Origin of the sequence: Actinomadura viridis, from assembly GCF_015751755.1 — a bacterium.
Lineage (GTDB): Bacteria > Actinomycetota > Actinomycetes > Streptosporangiales > Streptosporangiaceae > Spirillospora > Spirillospora viridis.
In genome coordinates, this window is record NZ_JADOUA010000001.1 from 7,984,201 (window position 1) to 7,998,488 (window position 14,288).

The window sequence follows — 14,288 nt, forward strand, 5'->3', positions numbered from 1 at the left end:
AAAGATCTTGTTGTGGAGATCCGGAAAGCAACGTAGCGTTTCCTGTGTTGGAAACAGCGAGCCGCAAGCACACGGGAGAGCACGATGCAGACGTTCGACACCCCCGCCCCGATCTCCGCCGTACTGGCCGTCCTCGCGGGGCGCGTCCAGGTCATCGCCGCCGACCGGGCCGTCACCACGGTCGAGGTCCTGCCGGCGAACGCCTCCAAGGGCCGCGACGTGAAGGCGGCGGAACGGACCACGGTCGAGTACGCCGACGGAGTCCTGCGGATCGGGACTCCGGTGAGGAACGAGTACCTCGGCCCCTCCGGATCCGTCGAGGTGACGGTCCGGCTGCCCGCCGGTTCCCGGGTCGAGGGGAAGGCGGCCGGCACCGAGTTCCGGGCCGTCGGCCGCCTCGGCGACGTCGCCTTCGAAGGCGCGTACCGCCGGATCAAGCTGGACGAGGCCGCGAGCGTCCACCTCAGCGCGGTCGACGGCGACGTCGAGGTCGGCCGGCTGGGCGGCCCCGCGGAGATCAGCACCCAGAGGGGCGACATCCGGATCGCCGAGGCCGTGCGCGGCAAGGTCGTGCTCCGCACCGGGTCCGGCGACATCACGGTCGGCGCCGCCGCCGGTGTCCCGGCCTCCCTGGACGCCGGCGCCGGCGCGGGCCGCGTCACCAACGCCCTCAAGAACGATGGCACCGCCGAACTCGACATCCACGCCACCACCCTCCACGGCGACATCGCCGCCCGCAGCCTCTGAGGAGCACCACCATGACCAACCTGGCCATTTCAGCGAACGGGCTGCGCAAGTCCTACCGCGGCAAGGACGGCGACAAGGTCGTCCTCGACGGCGTCGACCTGGCCGTCCCCGAAGGAACGATCTTCTCCCTGCTCGGCCCGAACGGCGCCGGCAAGACCACCACCGTGCAGATCCTGTCCACGCTGATCCGGGCCGACGCCGGGCAGGTCCGGGTCGCGGGACACGACCTGAACCGTCAGGCCGACGATGTGCGCGGCGCGATCGGGGTGACCGGGCAGTACTCGGCGGTCGACAAGCTGCTCACCGGCGAGGAGAACCTCCTGCTCATGGCCGACCTGAAGCACCTGCCGAAGCGCGAGGGGAAGCGGAAGGCCAAGGAGCTGCTCGAGCGGTTCGACCTGGTCGACGCGGCCGGCAGGCCCGCCGCCACCTACTCCGGCGGCATGCAGCGCCGGCTCGACCTGGCGATGACCCTGGTCGGCGACCCGCGCCTGATCTTCCTGGACGAGCCCACCACCGGCCTCGACCCGCGCAGCCGCCGCGCCATGTGGGGCATCGTGCGCGAGCTCGTCCAGAACGGCGTCACCATCTTCCTGACCACGCAGTACCTGGAGGAGGCCGACGAGCTCGCCGACCGCATCGCCCTCCTCGACCACGGCCGGCTCATCGCCGAAGGCACCCCCGAGGAGCTCAAGCGGCTCATCCCCGGCGGCCACGTCCTGCTGAAGTTCGCCGACCCGAGCCGTCTGGACGCGGCCCGGCGGACCCTCGGCGTCGGCACCCCCGACCCGGAGGCGCTCACCCTGCAGGTGCCGAGCGACGGCAGCGTCCGGGTGATCCGGCAGGTGCTCGGCGCCCTGGACGAGAACTCGATCGAGATCGACGAGATGTCGGTGCACACCCCCGACCTCGACGACGTCTTCCTCACCCTCACCGGCCGGCAGACCGGCCAGAACCAGGAGGCTCTCCGATGAGCACCCTCACCCTCGCCGCGCGCGACTCCTCCACCATGGTCCGGCGCCAGCTCAGGCGGCTGATCCGCTACCCCTCCATGACCGTGCAGCTGGTCGTCACGCCCGTCATCATCCTGATCCTGTTCGTCTACGTCTTCGGCGGCACCCTCGGTGCCGGCCTCGGCGGCGGCCGCGGCGCCTACATCAACTACGTCGTCCCCGGCATCCTGCTCATGGCGGCCGCCACGGCCGCGACCGGAACCGCCGTCATGGTCGCCACCGACATGACCGAAGGGATCATCGCCCGCTTCCGTACCATGCGGATCTCCCGGGCCTCCGTCCTCACCGGCCACGTCGTCGGCAGCGTCATCCAGCAGCTCCTGGGCATGGCGGTCGTCATCGGCATCGCCCTCGCCATCGGATTCCGTCCCGACGCGACACCCGTCGAATGGCTGGCCGCCACCGGCCTGCTCACCCTGTTCGTCGTGGCCATCACCTGGCTCGCGGTCGCCCTCGGCATGAAGTCCCCGACCCCCGAGGCCGCCAGCAACGCCCCCATGCCCCTGGTCTTCCTGCCCTTCCTCGGCAGCGGCTTCGTGCCCACCGACTCCATGCCCGCCGCCCTCCGCTGGTTCGCCGAGTACCAGCCCTTCACCCCGATCATGGAAACCGTCCGCGGCCTCCTCCTCGGCACCCCGATCGGAAACAGCGCCGCCATCGCCACCGCCTGGTGCGCCGGCCTCGCCGCCGTCTCCTACCTCTGGGCCAAGAACACGTTCAACAAGGCCTGACCATGAACCGGCCGGCCAGGGCCGTCAGACCGACCGGTCTGACGGCCCTGAACCTTTCCGCACATCGCACCCGCGAAAACCATCCGTGCATGGCAGAGCGCCCCTTCGAACGGATGCGGGCGGCGTCCCCGGCCAGGAAGACGGGCGACCCGGTGCCCTGCGTCCGGCACGTCCACCACCCTGGCGATGTCGGCCATGCGCGGTTCAGCGGCCGGTCGTGCCGTCGATGAGTTCACGCAGGATGTCCGCGTGACCGGCGTGGCGGCCGGTCTCCTCGATCATGTGGGTGAGGGCCCAGCGGACGCTGGGAGCGGGGCGGCCCGGCCGCGGCCGGGGAACCGGCGCACCGAGATCGGTGCACCGGTCGAGCACTTCGTTCGCGCGCTCGACCGTCTCTCGGTAGCGGGCGACGACGTCGGCCACCCCGTCCGCCGGTGCGGCGTGGAATGTCGCCTGCCAGTCGGTGACGTCGTCCCCGAGGAACATCGAGCGTTCGACGAAGGTCAGGTGGTTGAGCAGGCCGAGCAGGTTCGTGCCCGACGGCACCGCGGCCGTCCGCACCTGCGGTTCGGGTGCCCCGTCGACCTTCGCGGCGATCGAGGTCCGGAGGTAGTCGAGGAATCCGCGCAGGGTCTCGGCCTCGTCGCTTCCGGTCCGGGGCGGCGGGGTGTCGCCGCGGCGGTCGCGGCGCGTGGTGCTGGGCACGGTGGTCTCCTTCATGCGTCGGGGCGGCGCCGGCCCGTCACCGCATCGGTGGTGCTCATCAAGCCTCCTCGCGTCGCTCTGCGGCCAGTCTCGCCAGGCGCACCACGACCTGGCACGAATCCTTGCGGTAATGGCAAGGAGTCCTCATGGGGCGCAAGGCGGTGCCCGAGAGATCCCGTGTTCGCGCCGGCGGTGAGCCCTACCGTGCGAAAGCCGCCGTCGACACCGTCGCGAATCCCCTGGAGCGTCGGAGCCGGCTGCGGTGGCGCCCGGTGTGGGGCGCCACCGCGATCCGGACCGCGACACGGTGTCAGAGCCGGGGGCTCACCTGGTCAGGAACTTGTGGATCAGTTCGTTGACCTGGCCGGGGGCCTCCAGGAACGGGAAGTGGCCCACGTCCTCGAGCAGCGCGCCGTCCGAGCCTTCGGGCAGGACGTCGACGATGTCGGGGAGGATCTCCTCGTCGACCACCGGGTCCTGGGCGCCGTGCAGGTACAGGGTCGGCTGGGTGGGCAGGTCGGCCAGCACCTTGCCCATCTCCCAGGCGTCGGTGCCGTAGGTGTGGGGCTGGAAGTTGTCCCGGTAGAGCCCCAGCCCGCAGCGCAGGTTGGCCGGTTCGCGCAGGGCGTCCTTGCCGGCCTGCCGGTCGGGGGTGGAGTCGAAGCCGGGGACGTCGCCGGTCCAGTGCTGCCAGAGCCAGTCCAGGTAGGCGAAGTCGTTGACCGGAACGATCTGGTCGGCCACGCCCATCTGGAAGAAGTAGAAGTGGCTGTTCTTGTGGATCTGCACGGGGTCGGCGGCCTTGCGGGCATAGAACCGCACCGGCGGGACGTCGGCGACGACGACCTTTGACCAGCGCTGCGGGGCGTGGGCGGCGGCGCCCCAGGTCGCGAAGCCGCCCCAGTCGTGTCCGATGATGACCGCGTTCTCGTCGCCGCCGAGGGCCTCGTGCAGGGCGTTGGCGTCGGCGATCAGGTCGGCGATCCGCATGCTGCCGTCCGGCGGGAGCTGGGTGGGGGCGAAGCCGCGCATGGCGGGGGCGACCGCCCGGTAACCGGCCTCGGCCAGGACCGGCATCAGGTGCCGGTACATGCTCGGCGCTTCGGGGAAACCGTGCAGCAGCAGCGCCAGCGGTCCGTCGCCCTGCTCCAGGTAGGCGAAGTCGATCCCGTTGGCGGTGATGCGCTTGTAGCTCATGTGATCTTCCTTGGTCGTCGTGAGCGCCCGGCCGCGGGTGCTCGCAGCCGGGTGGACGTCCGGACTCATTGGAGCGAACGTTCCAACCAGAAGGTAGCACGGATTGGAGCGAACGTTCTAACCGATGCTGTGGTGAAATGGGGAGCATGACGCAGCAAGCCACCCGGTCCGCCCGGCCAGAGCCCACCGTCGGTACACGCGAGCGCCTCGTGCGCACGGCTTCACGGCTGATGCAGCGGCAGGGGTACGAGGCGACCGGGATCAAGCAGATCTCCCGGGAGGCGGGCGTCGCGCTCAGCTCCGTCTACCACTTCTTCCCCGGGGGCAAGCACGAACTGGCCGCCGCCGGGGTGCGGCAGGCCGACCAGGAGTTCGCCGACATCCTGCACCGGGCCCTGGCCAGCGCGGACGACCCGGCCGAAGCGATCGTCGCCTGCACCGATCTGCTCGCCGAGTACCTGCGCGACTCCGACTGGCTCGACGGCTGCCCGATCACCGCGACCGCCCTGGAGACCGCCGGCCGCGCCCCCGAGATCCAGCGCGCCGTCGCCGACACCTTCGACCACTGGCGCGGCATCGTCGCCGAGAGGCTCCTCCGGGCCGGCATCGCCCGGCAGGATGCCCTCGACCTCGCCCACACCGTGATCAACACCCTGGAGGGCGCGGAACTGACCGCACAGGTGTCCCGCAGCGCCGAACCACTCCAGATCGCGGGCCGGCACCTGGCGAAGCTGATCGATATCTACGCCTGAGTCACGGCCTCGCGAACGCTTCCGCGCACGCCTCGCCGCCGAGACCGCGAGCGCCGGCGCCGAGCCGGGGGACCGCCGTCGACGTCCCCTGGCCCGGTGGCCTGGTCAGCGGCTCGGCCTCTAGGTTCGTCCCCGTGCGCATCATCTCTCTCAATGCCTGGGGCGGGGCGATGTTCGACGAACTCGCGCCCTGGCTCGACGAATGTGACGCCGACATCCTGTGCCTTCAGGAAGTGACTCACACCCCGGGCGTCGGTGGCTGGACACACTTCGACGACGCGGAGCGCTCGCTGCCGCAGCGGGCGAACCTCCTGGCCGACGTCCGCTCCTCACTCCGCCGGCACCACGGTTCGTTCACCGCCAGCGACACCGGCCCGGTGCGCAACGACACCGACCGTGCGCACCGGCAGGACTTCGGGCTCGCGACCTTCGTCACCGAGTCGCTTCCCATCGTCGCGACGCGATCCGGATTCGTGCACGGCGAGTACGCCGAGTACCGGCACGAATGGCCGATCGACGGCCGGCCCCGCACCGCCCAAGCCGTACGCGTCTTCGACCGCCGAGCACAGCGGTTCATCACCGTCGTCCACTTCCACGGCCTGCGGGACCCCCGCGGCAAGGCCGACACCCCGGCCCGCCTGGCGCAGGCCGAACGACTCGCCGAGTTCGTCGACGGCGTGCGCGAGGACGGTGACCTGACCGTGGTCTGCGGCGACTTCAACGTGCTGCCCCACAGCGAGACCTTCCGGATCCTCAACGGGCTCGGGCTGGTCGATCTGGTCCGGGACGCCGACACGAGAACCTCCCGCTATCGCAAGTCCCTACGGCACGCGAGCTACCTGCTCGTATCCGACCCCGCCGCCGTCGGACGGTTCGAGGTCATGACCGAGCCCGAGGTGTCCGACCATCGTGCTCTGATACTCGACCTCCGATGACGATGGCCGGCGGCGGGTCCTCCGGCCGCGGCAGGATCCGTGTGGTGTGGACGCGCGAGGAGGCCCCTGCCGCCCGCCGGCCAGGGCCTGCCCGGCGGCCAGGGCGAGATGTCCAATGATCAGGAAGTGCGGGGACCAGACCAGGGCCCGGGCGGCCAGGGCCCGGGCGGCCGGGGCCAGGGCGGGAGCGGCACAGGTCACAGGGCCCTCCAGGTTACGGAAGCAGGCTCCTGCGGGCCTCCCTCAAAAGTAAGAACCCGTGGGCCGTCTTTCGATCCGCGAAGTGCCGTCCTGCGCCGGATACGCATCCGGCCGCCCGCGGCGAGGGTGGAGTCACACCACTTCCGCCACTGGAAAGGACGGACATATCGTGTTCGTCGCCTGGAGGGACCTGAAGTTCGCCAAGGGGCGTTTCGCCCTGATGGGGACCGTCATCGTGCTGATCACCCTGCTGGTCGGACTGCTGTCCGGGCTGACGGCCGGACTGGGCCGGCAGAACGTCTCCGCGATCACGTCCCTGCCCGCGGACAAGATCGTCTTTCAGGCTCCCAGCGGCGGTCAGGACCTGTCGTACGCCGACTCCACCGTCACCGAGCAGCAGTGGCGGCGGTGGTCCGAGGCCCCCGGCGTCGAGAGCGCCGAACCCCTCGGGATCGCCGTTACCAAGGTCACCGCCGGGGACAGGAGCATCGGGGCCTCCGCCTTCGGCGTCCGGCCCGGCTCCCGCCTCGCCCCGGGCGGCAGCGAGATCGGCGACGGGTCGGCGGTGCTGTCCACCGCCGTCGCCGACGACCTCGGCGTGAAGGCCGGCGACTCCCTCACCCTGGCCGGGGAGCGGCTGAAGGTGGCCGCCGTGCGGGGCGATTCCTACTTCAGCCACACCCCGGTCATGTGGACCAGCCTGGACACGTGGCGGAAGGTCGCGCCGCCCACCGGCGGCGGGGAGGGCCCGACCGCCACCGTCATCGCCCTTGAGACCACCTCCGGGGCCGACACGGCGGCCACCGACGAGCAGGCGGGCACAAGGACGGTCTCCACCCAGGACTCGCTGTCGGCGATCGGCTCCTACACGTCCGAGAACGGCTCCCTGCAGCTGATGCGCGGCTTCCTGTTCGCCATCTCCGCACTGGTCATCGGTGCGTTCTTCGCCGTGTGGACCATCCAGCGCAGCGGCGACGTCGCCGTCCTCAAGGCACTCGGCGCCTCCACCGCCGACCTCCTCAAGGACGCCCTCGGCCAAGCCCTCGTCCTGCTCGCCGGCGGCACCCTGATCGGCACCGGCATCGCCGCCGCCCTGGGAGCGCTCGTGGCCGGCTCGGCCGTGCCGTTCGTCCTCACGCCCGCCACCGTCCTGCTCCCGGCCGCGGTGATGGTGCTCCTCGGCGCCCTGGGAGCCGCCCTGTCCATCCGCCGCATCACCTCCGTCGACCCGCTGACCGCCCTGGGGAGCGCCCGATGAGCCTCCGGCTGACCGACATCACCCTCACCTACCCCGACGGCGACACCCGCCTGACCGCCCTCGACAAGGTCAGCCTGGAGGTTCCCAAGGGCGGCCTGACCGCCGTGGTCGGCCCTTCCGGCTCCGGCAAGTCCAGCCTGCTCGCCGTCGCCGCCACCCTCATCACGCCCGACTCCGGAACGGTCACCATCGACGGCACCTCCACCACCGGCTTGAGCCGCGGCGAGCTCACCGACCTGCGCCGACGCAAGATCGGTATCGTCTTCCAGCAGCCCAACCTCATCGGCTCCCTCACCGCGGCCGAACAGCTGCAGGTCATGGCCCAGATCGACGGGCGCAAGCCCCGCAGCGCCCGGGGCCGGGCGATGGAACTCCTCGACGCGGTCGGCCTGGCCGGCCAGGCCGGTCGCCGCCCGCACCAGCTCTCCGGCGGCCAGCGCCAGCGCGTCAACATCGCCCGCGCCCTGATGAACGACCCCACCGTCCTCCTGATCGACGAGCCCACCAGCGCCCTCGACCACGGACGAGGCGCCGCCGTCATCGACCTGATCACCCGCCTCACCCACCGGCAGGCCACCGCCACCGTCCTGGTCACCCATGACCGCACCCACCTCACCGCCGTCGACCGGACGGCCGAGGTCCACGACGGCCGCCTCCACCACCCCGTCCACAGCCGACCACCCGAGCGGCCTCAGCAGCTGCCCAGTCCAGTGGTCCGCAACGACCTGATCGCACCCACCGGATGAGCTGAGCGACGACGACCTCCGACGAGTGGGAGGCTCCGCCGCTCCAAGTCCCCCTGCGCCTGGCGCGGGCGGCGTGCCGGTCAGCCGTGCGGGGCGTCCTGCACGATCCGGCGGATGACCGCGACGGCCCTGGCCAGGTGCGGTTCGGTGCGGTCGGTCCGGTGCGAAATCGCGAGATCGACGTGCGCGGCGGGCGCCAGGGGCCGGAAGGCGACGCCTTCGAGGGCCAGGACCGCCACCGGTTCCGGGACGACGGCCATGCCGAGACCGCCCGCGACGAGGGTGATCAGCGTGGAGGTCTCGCCGACCTCGTGCCGGATCCGGGGCTCGACGCCCGCGTCGCGGAAGAGCCCGAGCACGACGTCGTACATCACCGAACGGCGGTCCGCGGAATGGACGATGAGGTCGGCGTCCGCCATGTCGGCGACCCCGACCCGCCGCCGGGTCGCCAGGGGATGGTCGGCGGGGACGGCGACGACGAGCCGGTCCCGGCGCAGCGGCAGGACGGTGAGCGACAGGTCCGCGATCGGCGGCCGCAGCAGCGCCAGGTCGATCCCGCCGGCCCGCAGCGCAGCGGTCTGGTCGGGCACCAGCATCTCGCCGCGGAAGGAGAAGTCGACGCCCGGCAGCTCCCGGCGGAGACCGCGGGAGAGGGCGGGCAGCAGGCTGTAGGTCGCCGAGCCGACGCAGCCGATCGCGAGGTGGCCGACCGCGCCGGCCGCGACCCGGCGGGCCTCCTGCGCGGCCTCGTCCACCTCGTGGAGGATCCTCCGGGCGCGGGCGAGGTAGCCGCGGCCCGCGTCGGTCAGCTCGACCCGGCGGGTGCTCCGGTGGAGCAGCTCCACGCCGAGTTCGGCCTCCAGCCGGCGGATCGCCTGCGACAGCGGCGGCTGGGCCATGGTGAGCCGTGCGGCGGCCCGCCCGAAGTGGAGTTCCTCGGCGACGGCGACGAAGTACCGCAGGTGACGCAGATCCATATGATGATCGTCTTAATCAGAGTGGATATTGATACTTCACTGTATCAAGGGAGGTCACTTAGCCTCGATGTCATGAGCTCCTTCCTGTACTCCGCCGTCCGGGCCCCGGACGTCGTCCTGGAGAACGTCGTCCGAGCGAACACGGAGGCCGGAGCGTGAGCCGGACGGAGATCCTGGAAAGCGTCGACGAGGCCGTCCGCGGCATCGAGGACGGCAGCACCGTCCTGGTCGGCGGCTTCGGCTTCGCCGGCATGCCGTTCGACCTCATCGACGGGCTGATCCGGCAGGGCGCGAAGGACCTCACCATCGTGTCCAACAACGCCGGCAACGGGGACGTCGGGCTGGCCGCGCTGCTCAAGGCCGGACGCGTGCGGAAGGTGGTCTGCTCCTTCCCCCGCCAGAGCGACTCCCACGTGTTCGACGAGCTCTACCGGGCCGGGAAGATCGATCTGGAGATCGTGCCGCAGGGCAACCTCGCCGAGCGGATGCGCGCCGCCGGCGCCGGCATCGGCGCGTTCTACTGCCCCACCGCCGTGGGGACCCCCCTCGCCGAGGGCAAGGAGACCCGGACGATCGACGGGCGCGTCCACATCCTGGAGTACCCGATCAAGGGCGACGTGGCGCTGATCAGGGCCCATCGCGCCGACACGCTGGGCAATCTCGTCTACCGCAAGACCGCCCGCAACTTCGGCCCCGTCATGGCCGCGGCCGCGACCACCACGCTCGTCCAGGTGGGCGAGGTCGTCCCCGCCGGCGACCTCGACCCGGAGGCGGTCGTCACGCCCGGCATCTACGTCGACCGGGTCGTCCGGGTCGAGGAACGGCACTACACCGTCCAGGGAGCGCGCTGACCATGCCCCTCACCACCGACGAACTCGCCGCGGTCGTCGCCCGCGACATCCCCGCCGGCTCCTACGTCAACCTCGGCATCGGCCGGCCCACCAGGGTCGCCGACCATCTTCCCGGCGACTCGGGCATCGTCCTGCACACCGAGAACGGGATGCTCAACATGGGCCCCGCCGCGGTCGGCGAGGAGATCGACCCCGACCTCACCAACGCCGGCAAGGTCCCGGTGACCGAGCTGCCCGGAGCGTCCTACTTCCACCACGCCGACTCCTTCGCCATGATGCGTGGCGGCCATCTGGACGTGTGCGTGCTGGGCGCGTTCCAGGTCTCGGCGACCGGGGACCTCGCCAACTGGCACACCGGCGCCGCCGACGCCGTCCCGGCCGTCGGCGGCGCGATGGACCTGGCCATCGGCGCCAAGCAGGTCTTCGTGATGATGACGCTCTTCGACAAGAAGGGCGCATCCAAACTGGTGCCCGCCTGCACCTACCCGCTGACCGGCGTCGGCTGCGTCAGCCGGGTCTACACCGACGTCGCCGTCATCGACGTGGGCCCCGACGGGGCGGCGCTCCGCGAGACCTTCGGCATCACGGCCGACGAGCTCCGCGCCCGCCTGCCCGTCCCCCTCAAGGCCGCTTGACGTCCGGCGCGCGCCTGGGGCGCCCCGGAGACGGCGACCGGGCCGAGCAGTTCGCCGCCGCGCGGCCCGACCCGGATCCGCTAGGTCAGCACGAACGTGGTGTGGTCATCTGTTCCGGGCTTCTCTGAGAAGCACCGGGACACCCTGTCAATCGAACGCGGCGATGCCTGTCAGGGCGCGGCCGATCAACAGTTTGTGGATCTGGCTGGTTCCTTCGTAAAGGGTCATGACGCGGGCGTCCCGCAGGTACTTGGACACGGGGAACTCGTCGATGTAGCCATACCCGCCGAACACCTGGATGGCGTCGTTGGCGGCGCGCACGGCGGCCTCACTTGCGTACAGCTTCGCCATCGAGGATTCGGTGGCGAAGGGCAGCCCGCGATCGATGTGATCGGCGACTCGCCACACCAGCAGGCGGGCCGCGTCGACCTCGACCGCGATGCCCGCGAGTAGATCCTGCACCAGCTGGTGGGAGGCGATGGGTTTGCCGAACTGCTCGCGTTCCTTGGCATAGGCGACCGCCGCGTCCAGGCATGCCCGTGCCAGGCCGACACATCCGGCGGCGACCGACATACGCCCCTTGGCCAGCGCCGCCATGGCGATGGAGAAGCCCTTGCCCTCGGGGCCCAGGCGCGCGCTGCCGGGCACCCGCACGCCGTCGAACGCCAGTTCCGCCGTCGCCTGCCCGCGCAGACCCAGCTTGCCATGCAGCTCACGGCGCTGGAATCCGGCGCCATCGGTCGGTACGAGGAAGGCGGTGATACCCCGGTGACCCTGCTCACCTGTGCGGGCGAACACCAGGGCGACGTCCGCCCAGGTGCCGTTGGTGATGAACATCTTGGAACCGCTGATCAGCCAGTCATCGCCGTCGCGCACCGCTCTGGTGGTGAGGGCGGCGGCATCGGAACCGCTGCCGGGCTCGGTCAGCGCGAAGCATCCCAGTGCCGTCCCATCCGCCAGGGCGGGCAGCCACGTGAGCTTCTGCTCCTCGTCCCCGTAGGCGTCGATCGACTTGGCGACCAGTCCGAGGGAGACCGACACGATTCCCCGCACCGCCGAGTCGCCCCGGCCGAGTTCCTCCAGCACCAGGGCATAGGTGAGATGGTCGCCCCCGGAGCCGCCGTACCTCTCAGGGATGGTCAGGCCGAGGAACCCCAGATCGCCGAGGCGCCGGACGATCCGCTGATCGACCCTCTCGGCGCGGTCCCATTCGGCGGCGTGGGGCGCGATCTCACGCTCGACGAAGTCGGCGGCGAGCCGTCGCGCCGCCTGCTGCTCGTCGGACAGTTCCAGGTTCATGACACCTCGACAACTGGCGTTGCGGCTTCGGCCGGACGATGCCCCGCGCCTCCCGGGCCGGGGCCGATCTCACTCACCGGTCCACTTCGGAGCGCGCTTCTCGGCGAAGGCGCGAGCCCCCTCCTCGGCATCATGTGAAGCGAAGACCGGAGCGGTCATCTCCCGCTGCCTGGCGAACGCTTCTCCGGCGGACCAGGACGGCGACTGCGCGATCACCTGCTTGGTGACGCGCACGGCGAGGGGACCGTTCGCCAGGATCGCCGAAGCCAGGCGCCGCGCCTGCGCGAGTGCGCCGCCCGGTGGGGTGATCCGGTTGACCAGACCGAGTGCTCGGGCGCGGTCGGCCGGGAGGACGTCGCCGGTCAGCGCCAGCTCCATCGCCACGTGGTACGGGATGCGGCGTGGCAGCCGCAGCAACCCGCCGCCCGCCGCGACGAGCCCCCGCTTCACCTCCGGCAGCCCGAACGAGGCGTTCTCGGCGGCCACCACCAGGTCGGCGGCCAGCGCGAGCTCGCAGCCTCCGGCCAGTGCGCAACCCTCGACGGCGGCGATCAGCGGCTTGCGCGGAGGCGCCTCGACGATCCCGCCGAAACCGCGGCCGGGCACGTGGGCGGGCTCGCCGTGGAGGAACGCCTTGAGGTCCATGCCGGCGCTGAAGATCCCACCGGCTCCCGTGATGATCCCGACCCGCAGGTCCGCACGGGCGTCGAGTTCGTCGACCGCCGCCGCGATGCCCTCGGCCACGTCCCGGTCGATGGCGTTGCGGACCTCCGGCCGGTCGATGGTCATGATGGCGAGACCTTCGCCGTACTCCACGGTGATCTTCCCGGGCACTTCATCCTCCTGTCTCCGGCCACAGGGAGACGCCCGGGCCGGTCTTGCGTCGAACCGCGCCCCGGCTCCCAGCTCGCGCAGGCCCTCGGCCGGTATCCCGTGCCCTCGGCCCCGCGTCATCGAGCACGGTCACCCGCGCCGGCCCACGACCGATCATGCTCAGCACTCTATCCAATAATTCGATCGATCGATACAATCGTGCCTCACCTCACATCCGTTAGGAGCGGCACCATGGAAGCCTCATCATCGGAGGCGCCGGCCCGTTGCGTGGAACAGATCGACCGCGACCGGCTGGCACGGACCCTCTGCGAGCTCATCGAGCTGCCGAGCGTGAACCCCTTCGGCGGCGTACCGCAGGACGCGGACCAGGGAGAGGGAAGGGTGGCGGCCTACCTCCACGACCGCCTCGTAAGACTCGGCTGGACGAGTGAGATCGACGAGTACGCCCCCGGCCGGTTCAACACGCTGGCACGGCTTCCCGGCACATCCGGGGGACGATCTCTGATGCTGGCCGGCCACATGGACACGGTGGAGACCACCGGGTACCCCGAAGCGCTCACAGGAGTCGTGCGCGACGGCAAGGTCTACGGGCGCGGCGCCTGCGACATGAAGGCCGCGCTCGCCTGCTACCTGGAGGTCGCCGAGATACTGGCCGAACGATCACTCAGGCCGGCCGGGGACCTGCTGATCGCGGGCGTCGGTGACGAGGAGTACCGCCAGGAGGGCGCCAAAGCGCTCGGCGCGTCCGGACCCCCGGCCGACGCGGTGATCATCGGTGAGCCGACCGAGCTGACCGCCTGCTTGGCCACCAAGGGGCTCGCCGCCTTCGAGTTGCGCGTGACCGGTGAGGCCACGCACAGCAGCGTGCCCCAGCACGGCACCAACGCCATCCTCGCGGCGGCGCGGCTGCTCGGCCGCCTTGAGGAGCATCAGCGCACACTCGACCGGCGCCGGCATCCCCTCCTGGGCCCTCCCACGATGAACGTGGGCGTCATCGAGGGCGGCATCAAGCCCAACATCGTTCCCTCCGAATGCCGTGTTCAGTTCAGCCGCCGCCTTCTGCCAGGGGAGAACCCCTCCGATGTCCGCGCCGACGTCGTGGCGGACCTGGAACCAGGAGCGTGGTCGCTCGGCGAGGCGTGGTGGACCGTGGCCCCCTACGAACTCCCCGAAGGGCATTGGCTGGCCGCGGCACTGCTGAAGGCCGCCGAACTCAGCGAGGCTCCTGATCCGAGCCCGCGAGGGTTCCCCGCGAGTTCCGACGCGGCGTACTTCGGTTCTCCGGTGGCGCTGTTCGGCCCGGGCTCACTGGCCCAAGCGCACAGCCTCGATGAGTGGGTGTCCATCAGCGACATGGTCACGGCGACCGCCGTGTACCTGCGCACAGCATCTCTGATCTCGGGTTGA

Annotated in this window: 15 protein-coding genes; 10 read left to right on the forward strand and 5 right to left on the reverse strand. The window is 71.0% G+C overall.

The features are described 5' to 3' along the window. The first annotated feature begins 84 nt into the window (after nucleotides 1-84). Genes IW256_RS36275 through IW256_RS36285 form a run of 3 tightly spaced genes read left to right on the forward strand, consistent with a single transcriptional unit; the run spans nucleotide 85 to nucleotide 2,491 of the window. Nucleotides 85-747: a DUF4097 family beta strand repeat-containing protein gene (locus IW256_RS36275; RefSeq protein ID WP_197015250.1), complete on the forward strand. Its 663-nt coding sequence runs from the start codon at nucleotides 85-87 to the stop codon at nucleotides 745-747. A gap of 11 nt (nucleotides 748-758) precedes the next feature. After that, nucleotides 759-1,721: an ATP-binding cassette domain-containing protein gene (locus IW256_RS36280; RefSeq protein WP_197015251.1), complete on the forward strand. Its 963-nt coding sequence runs from the start codon at nucleotides 759-761 to the stop codon at nucleotides 1,719-1,721. Beyond that, nucleotides 1,718-2,491 carry an ABC transporter permease gene (locus IW256_RS36285; RefSeq protein ID WP_197015252.1) on the forward strand — a complete coding sequence of 258 codons (774 nt, stop codon included), beginning with the start codon at nucleotides 1,718-1,720 and terminating at the stop codon, nucleotides 2,489-2,491. Before IW256_RS36280 ends, IW256_RS36285 begins: the two co-directional genes overlap by 4 nt. 204 nt (nucleotides 2,492-2,695) lie before the next feature. Here the strand turns inward: IW256_RS36285 and IW256_RS36290 are convergent, their stop codons facing one another. Both IW256_RS36290 and IW256_RS36295 read right to left on the reverse strand, forming a co-directional pair. Continuing rightward, nucleotides 2,696-3,196, reverse strand: a complete 501-nt coding sequence (locus IW256_RS36290) for a DinB family protein (protein ID WP_197015253.1) — start codon at nucleotides 3,194-3,196, stop codon at nucleotides 2,696-2,698. Between the two features lie 324 nt (nucleotides 3,197-3,520). Further along, entirely contained in the window at nucleotides 3,521-4,393 is an 873-nt protein-coding gene (locus IW256_RS36295) for an alpha/beta fold hydrolase (RefSeq protein WP_197015254.1), read from the reverse strand. A gap of 209 nt (nucleotides 4,394-4,602) precedes the next feature. Here IW256_RS36295 and IW256_RS36300 point away from each other — a divergent pair, with 209 nt between their 5' ends. The 4 genes from IW256_RS36300 to IW256_RS36315 all read left to right on the forward strand — a co-directional run bounded on the left by IW256_RS36300 (nucleotide 4,603) and on the right by IW256_RS36315 (nucleotide 8,285). Continuing rightward, nucleotides 4,603-5,145 carry a TetR/AcrR family transcriptional regulator gene (locus IW256_RS36300; protein WP_307829306.1) on the forward strand — a complete coding sequence of 181 codons (543 nt, stop codon included), beginning with the start codon at nucleotides 4,603-4,605 and terminating at the stop codon, nucleotides 5,143-5,145. 134 nt (nucleotides 5,146-5,279) lie between these two features. Then, nucleotides 5,280-6,080: an endonuclease/exonuclease/phosphatase family protein gene (locus IW256_RS36305; RefSeq protein WP_307829307.1), complete on the forward strand. Its 801-nt coding sequence runs from the start codon at nucleotides 5,280-5,282 to the stop codon at nucleotides 6,078-6,080. A gap of 370 nt (nucleotides 6,081-6,450) precedes the next feature. After that, nucleotides 6,451-7,539 (forward strand): ABC transporter permease, encoded by a 1,089-nt coding sequence (locus IW256_RS36310; RefSeq protein ID WP_197015256.1) that lies wholly within the window; start codon nucleotides 6,451-6,453, stop codon nucleotides 7,537-7,539. Further along, nucleotides 7,536-8,285 carry an ABC transporter ATP-binding protein gene (locus IW256_RS36315; RefSeq protein ID WP_197015257.1) on the forward strand — a complete coding sequence of 250 codons (750 nt, stop codon included), beginning with the start codon at nucleotides 7,536-7,538 and terminating at the stop codon, nucleotides 8,283-8,285. Before IW256_RS36310 ends, IW256_RS36315 begins: the two co-directional genes overlap by 4 nt. Before the next feature lie 80 nt (nucleotides 8,286-8,365). Here IW256_RS36315 and IW256_RS36320 read toward each other — a convergent pair whose 3' ends face one another. Continuing rightward, complete coding sequence (locus IW256_RS36320; protein ID WP_197015258.1) at nucleotides 8,366-9,262, reverse strand: LysR substrate-binding domain-containing protein; 897 nt, start codon at nucleotides 9,260-9,262, stop codon at nucleotides 8,366-8,368. 155 nt (nucleotides 9,263-9,417) lie between these two features. On the opposite strand from IW256_RS36320, the gene IW256_RS36325 reads away from it, so the two are divergent. After that, nucleotides 9,418-10,113, forward strand: coding sequence for a 3-oxoacid CoA-transferase subunit A (locus IW256_RS36325; RefSeq protein ID WP_197015259.1), 696 nt, complete (start codon nucleotides 9,418-9,420; stop codon nucleotides 10,111-10,113). A 2-nt stretch (nucleotides 10,114-10,115) separates the two neighbouring features. Then, nucleotides 10,116-10,748, forward strand: a complete 633-nt coding sequence (locus tag IW256_RS36330) for a 3-oxoacid CoA-transferase subunit B (RefSeq protein WP_197015260.1) — start codon at nucleotides 10,116-10,118, stop codon at nucleotides 10,746-10,748. A 147-nt stretch (nucleotides 10,749-10,895) separates the two neighbouring features. On the opposite strand, the gene IW256_RS36335 is transcribed toward IW256_RS36330, so the two are convergent. Together IW256_RS36335 and IW256_RS36340 are read right to left on the reverse strand one after the other, a co-directional pair. Then, nucleotides 10,896-12,047, reverse strand: coding sequence for an acyl-CoA dehydrogenase family protein (locus IW256_RS36335; protein WP_197015261.1), 1,152 nt, complete (start codon nucleotides 12,045-12,047; stop codon nucleotides 10,896-10,898). A gap of 69 nt (nucleotides 12,048-12,116) precedes the next feature. Continuing rightward, entirely contained in the window at nucleotides 12,117-12,881 is a 765-nt protein-coding gene (locus IW256_RS36340; RefSeq protein ID WP_307829308.1) for a crotonase/enoyl-CoA hydratase family protein, read from the reverse strand. 231 nt (nucleotides 12,882-13,112) lie between these two features. Between IW256_RS36340 and IW256_RS36345 the strand changes: the two genes are divergently transcribed. Further along, nucleotides 13,113-14,288 (forward strand): M20 family metallopeptidase, encoded by a 1,176-nt coding sequence (locus IW256_RS36345; RefSeq protein WP_197015263.1) that lies wholly within the window; start codon nucleotides 13,113-13,115, stop codon nucleotides 14,286-14,288.

What these genes read in the sequence shown, in the direction of transcription:
- IW256_RS36275 (WP_197015250.1), top strand. Translation starts at nt 85, where the DNA reads ATGCAGACGTTCGACACCCCCGCCCCGATCTCCGCCGTACTGGCCGTC.
- IW256_RS36280 (WP_197015251.1), top strand. Translation starts at nt 759, where the DNA reads ATGACCAACCTGGCCATTTCAGCGAACGGGCTGCGCAAGTCCTACCGC.
- IW256_RS36285 (WP_197015252.1), top strand. Translation starts at nt 1,718, where the DNA reads ATGAGCACCCTCACCCTCGCCGCGCGCGACTCCTCCACCATGGTCCGG.
- IW256_RS36295 (WP_197015254.1), bottom strand. Translation starts at nt 4,393, where the DNA reads ATGAGCTACAAGCGCATCACCGCCAACGGGATCGACTTCGCCTACCTG.
- IW256_RS36315 (WP_197015257.1), top strand. Translation starts at nt 7,536, where the DNA reads ATGAGCCTCCGGCTGACCGACATCACCCTCACCTACCCCGACGGCGAC.
- IW256_RS36320 (WP_197015258.1), bottom strand. Translation starts at nt 9,262, where the DNA reads ATGGATCTGCGTCACCTGCGGTACTTCGTCGCCGTCGCCGAGGAACTC.
- IW256_RS36330 (WP_197015260.1), top strand. Translation starts at nt 10,116, where the DNA reads ATGCCCCTCACCACCGACGAACTCGCCGCGGTCGTCGCCCGCGACATC.
- IW256_RS36335 (WP_197015261.1), bottom strand. Translation starts at nt 12,047, where the DNA reads ATGAACCTGGAACTGTCCGACGAGCAGCAGGCGGCGCGACGGCTCGCC.
- IW256_RS36345 (WP_197015263.1), top strand. Translation starts at nt 13,113, where the DNA reads ATGGAAGCCTCATCATCGGAGGCGCCGGCCCGTTGCGTGGAACAGATC.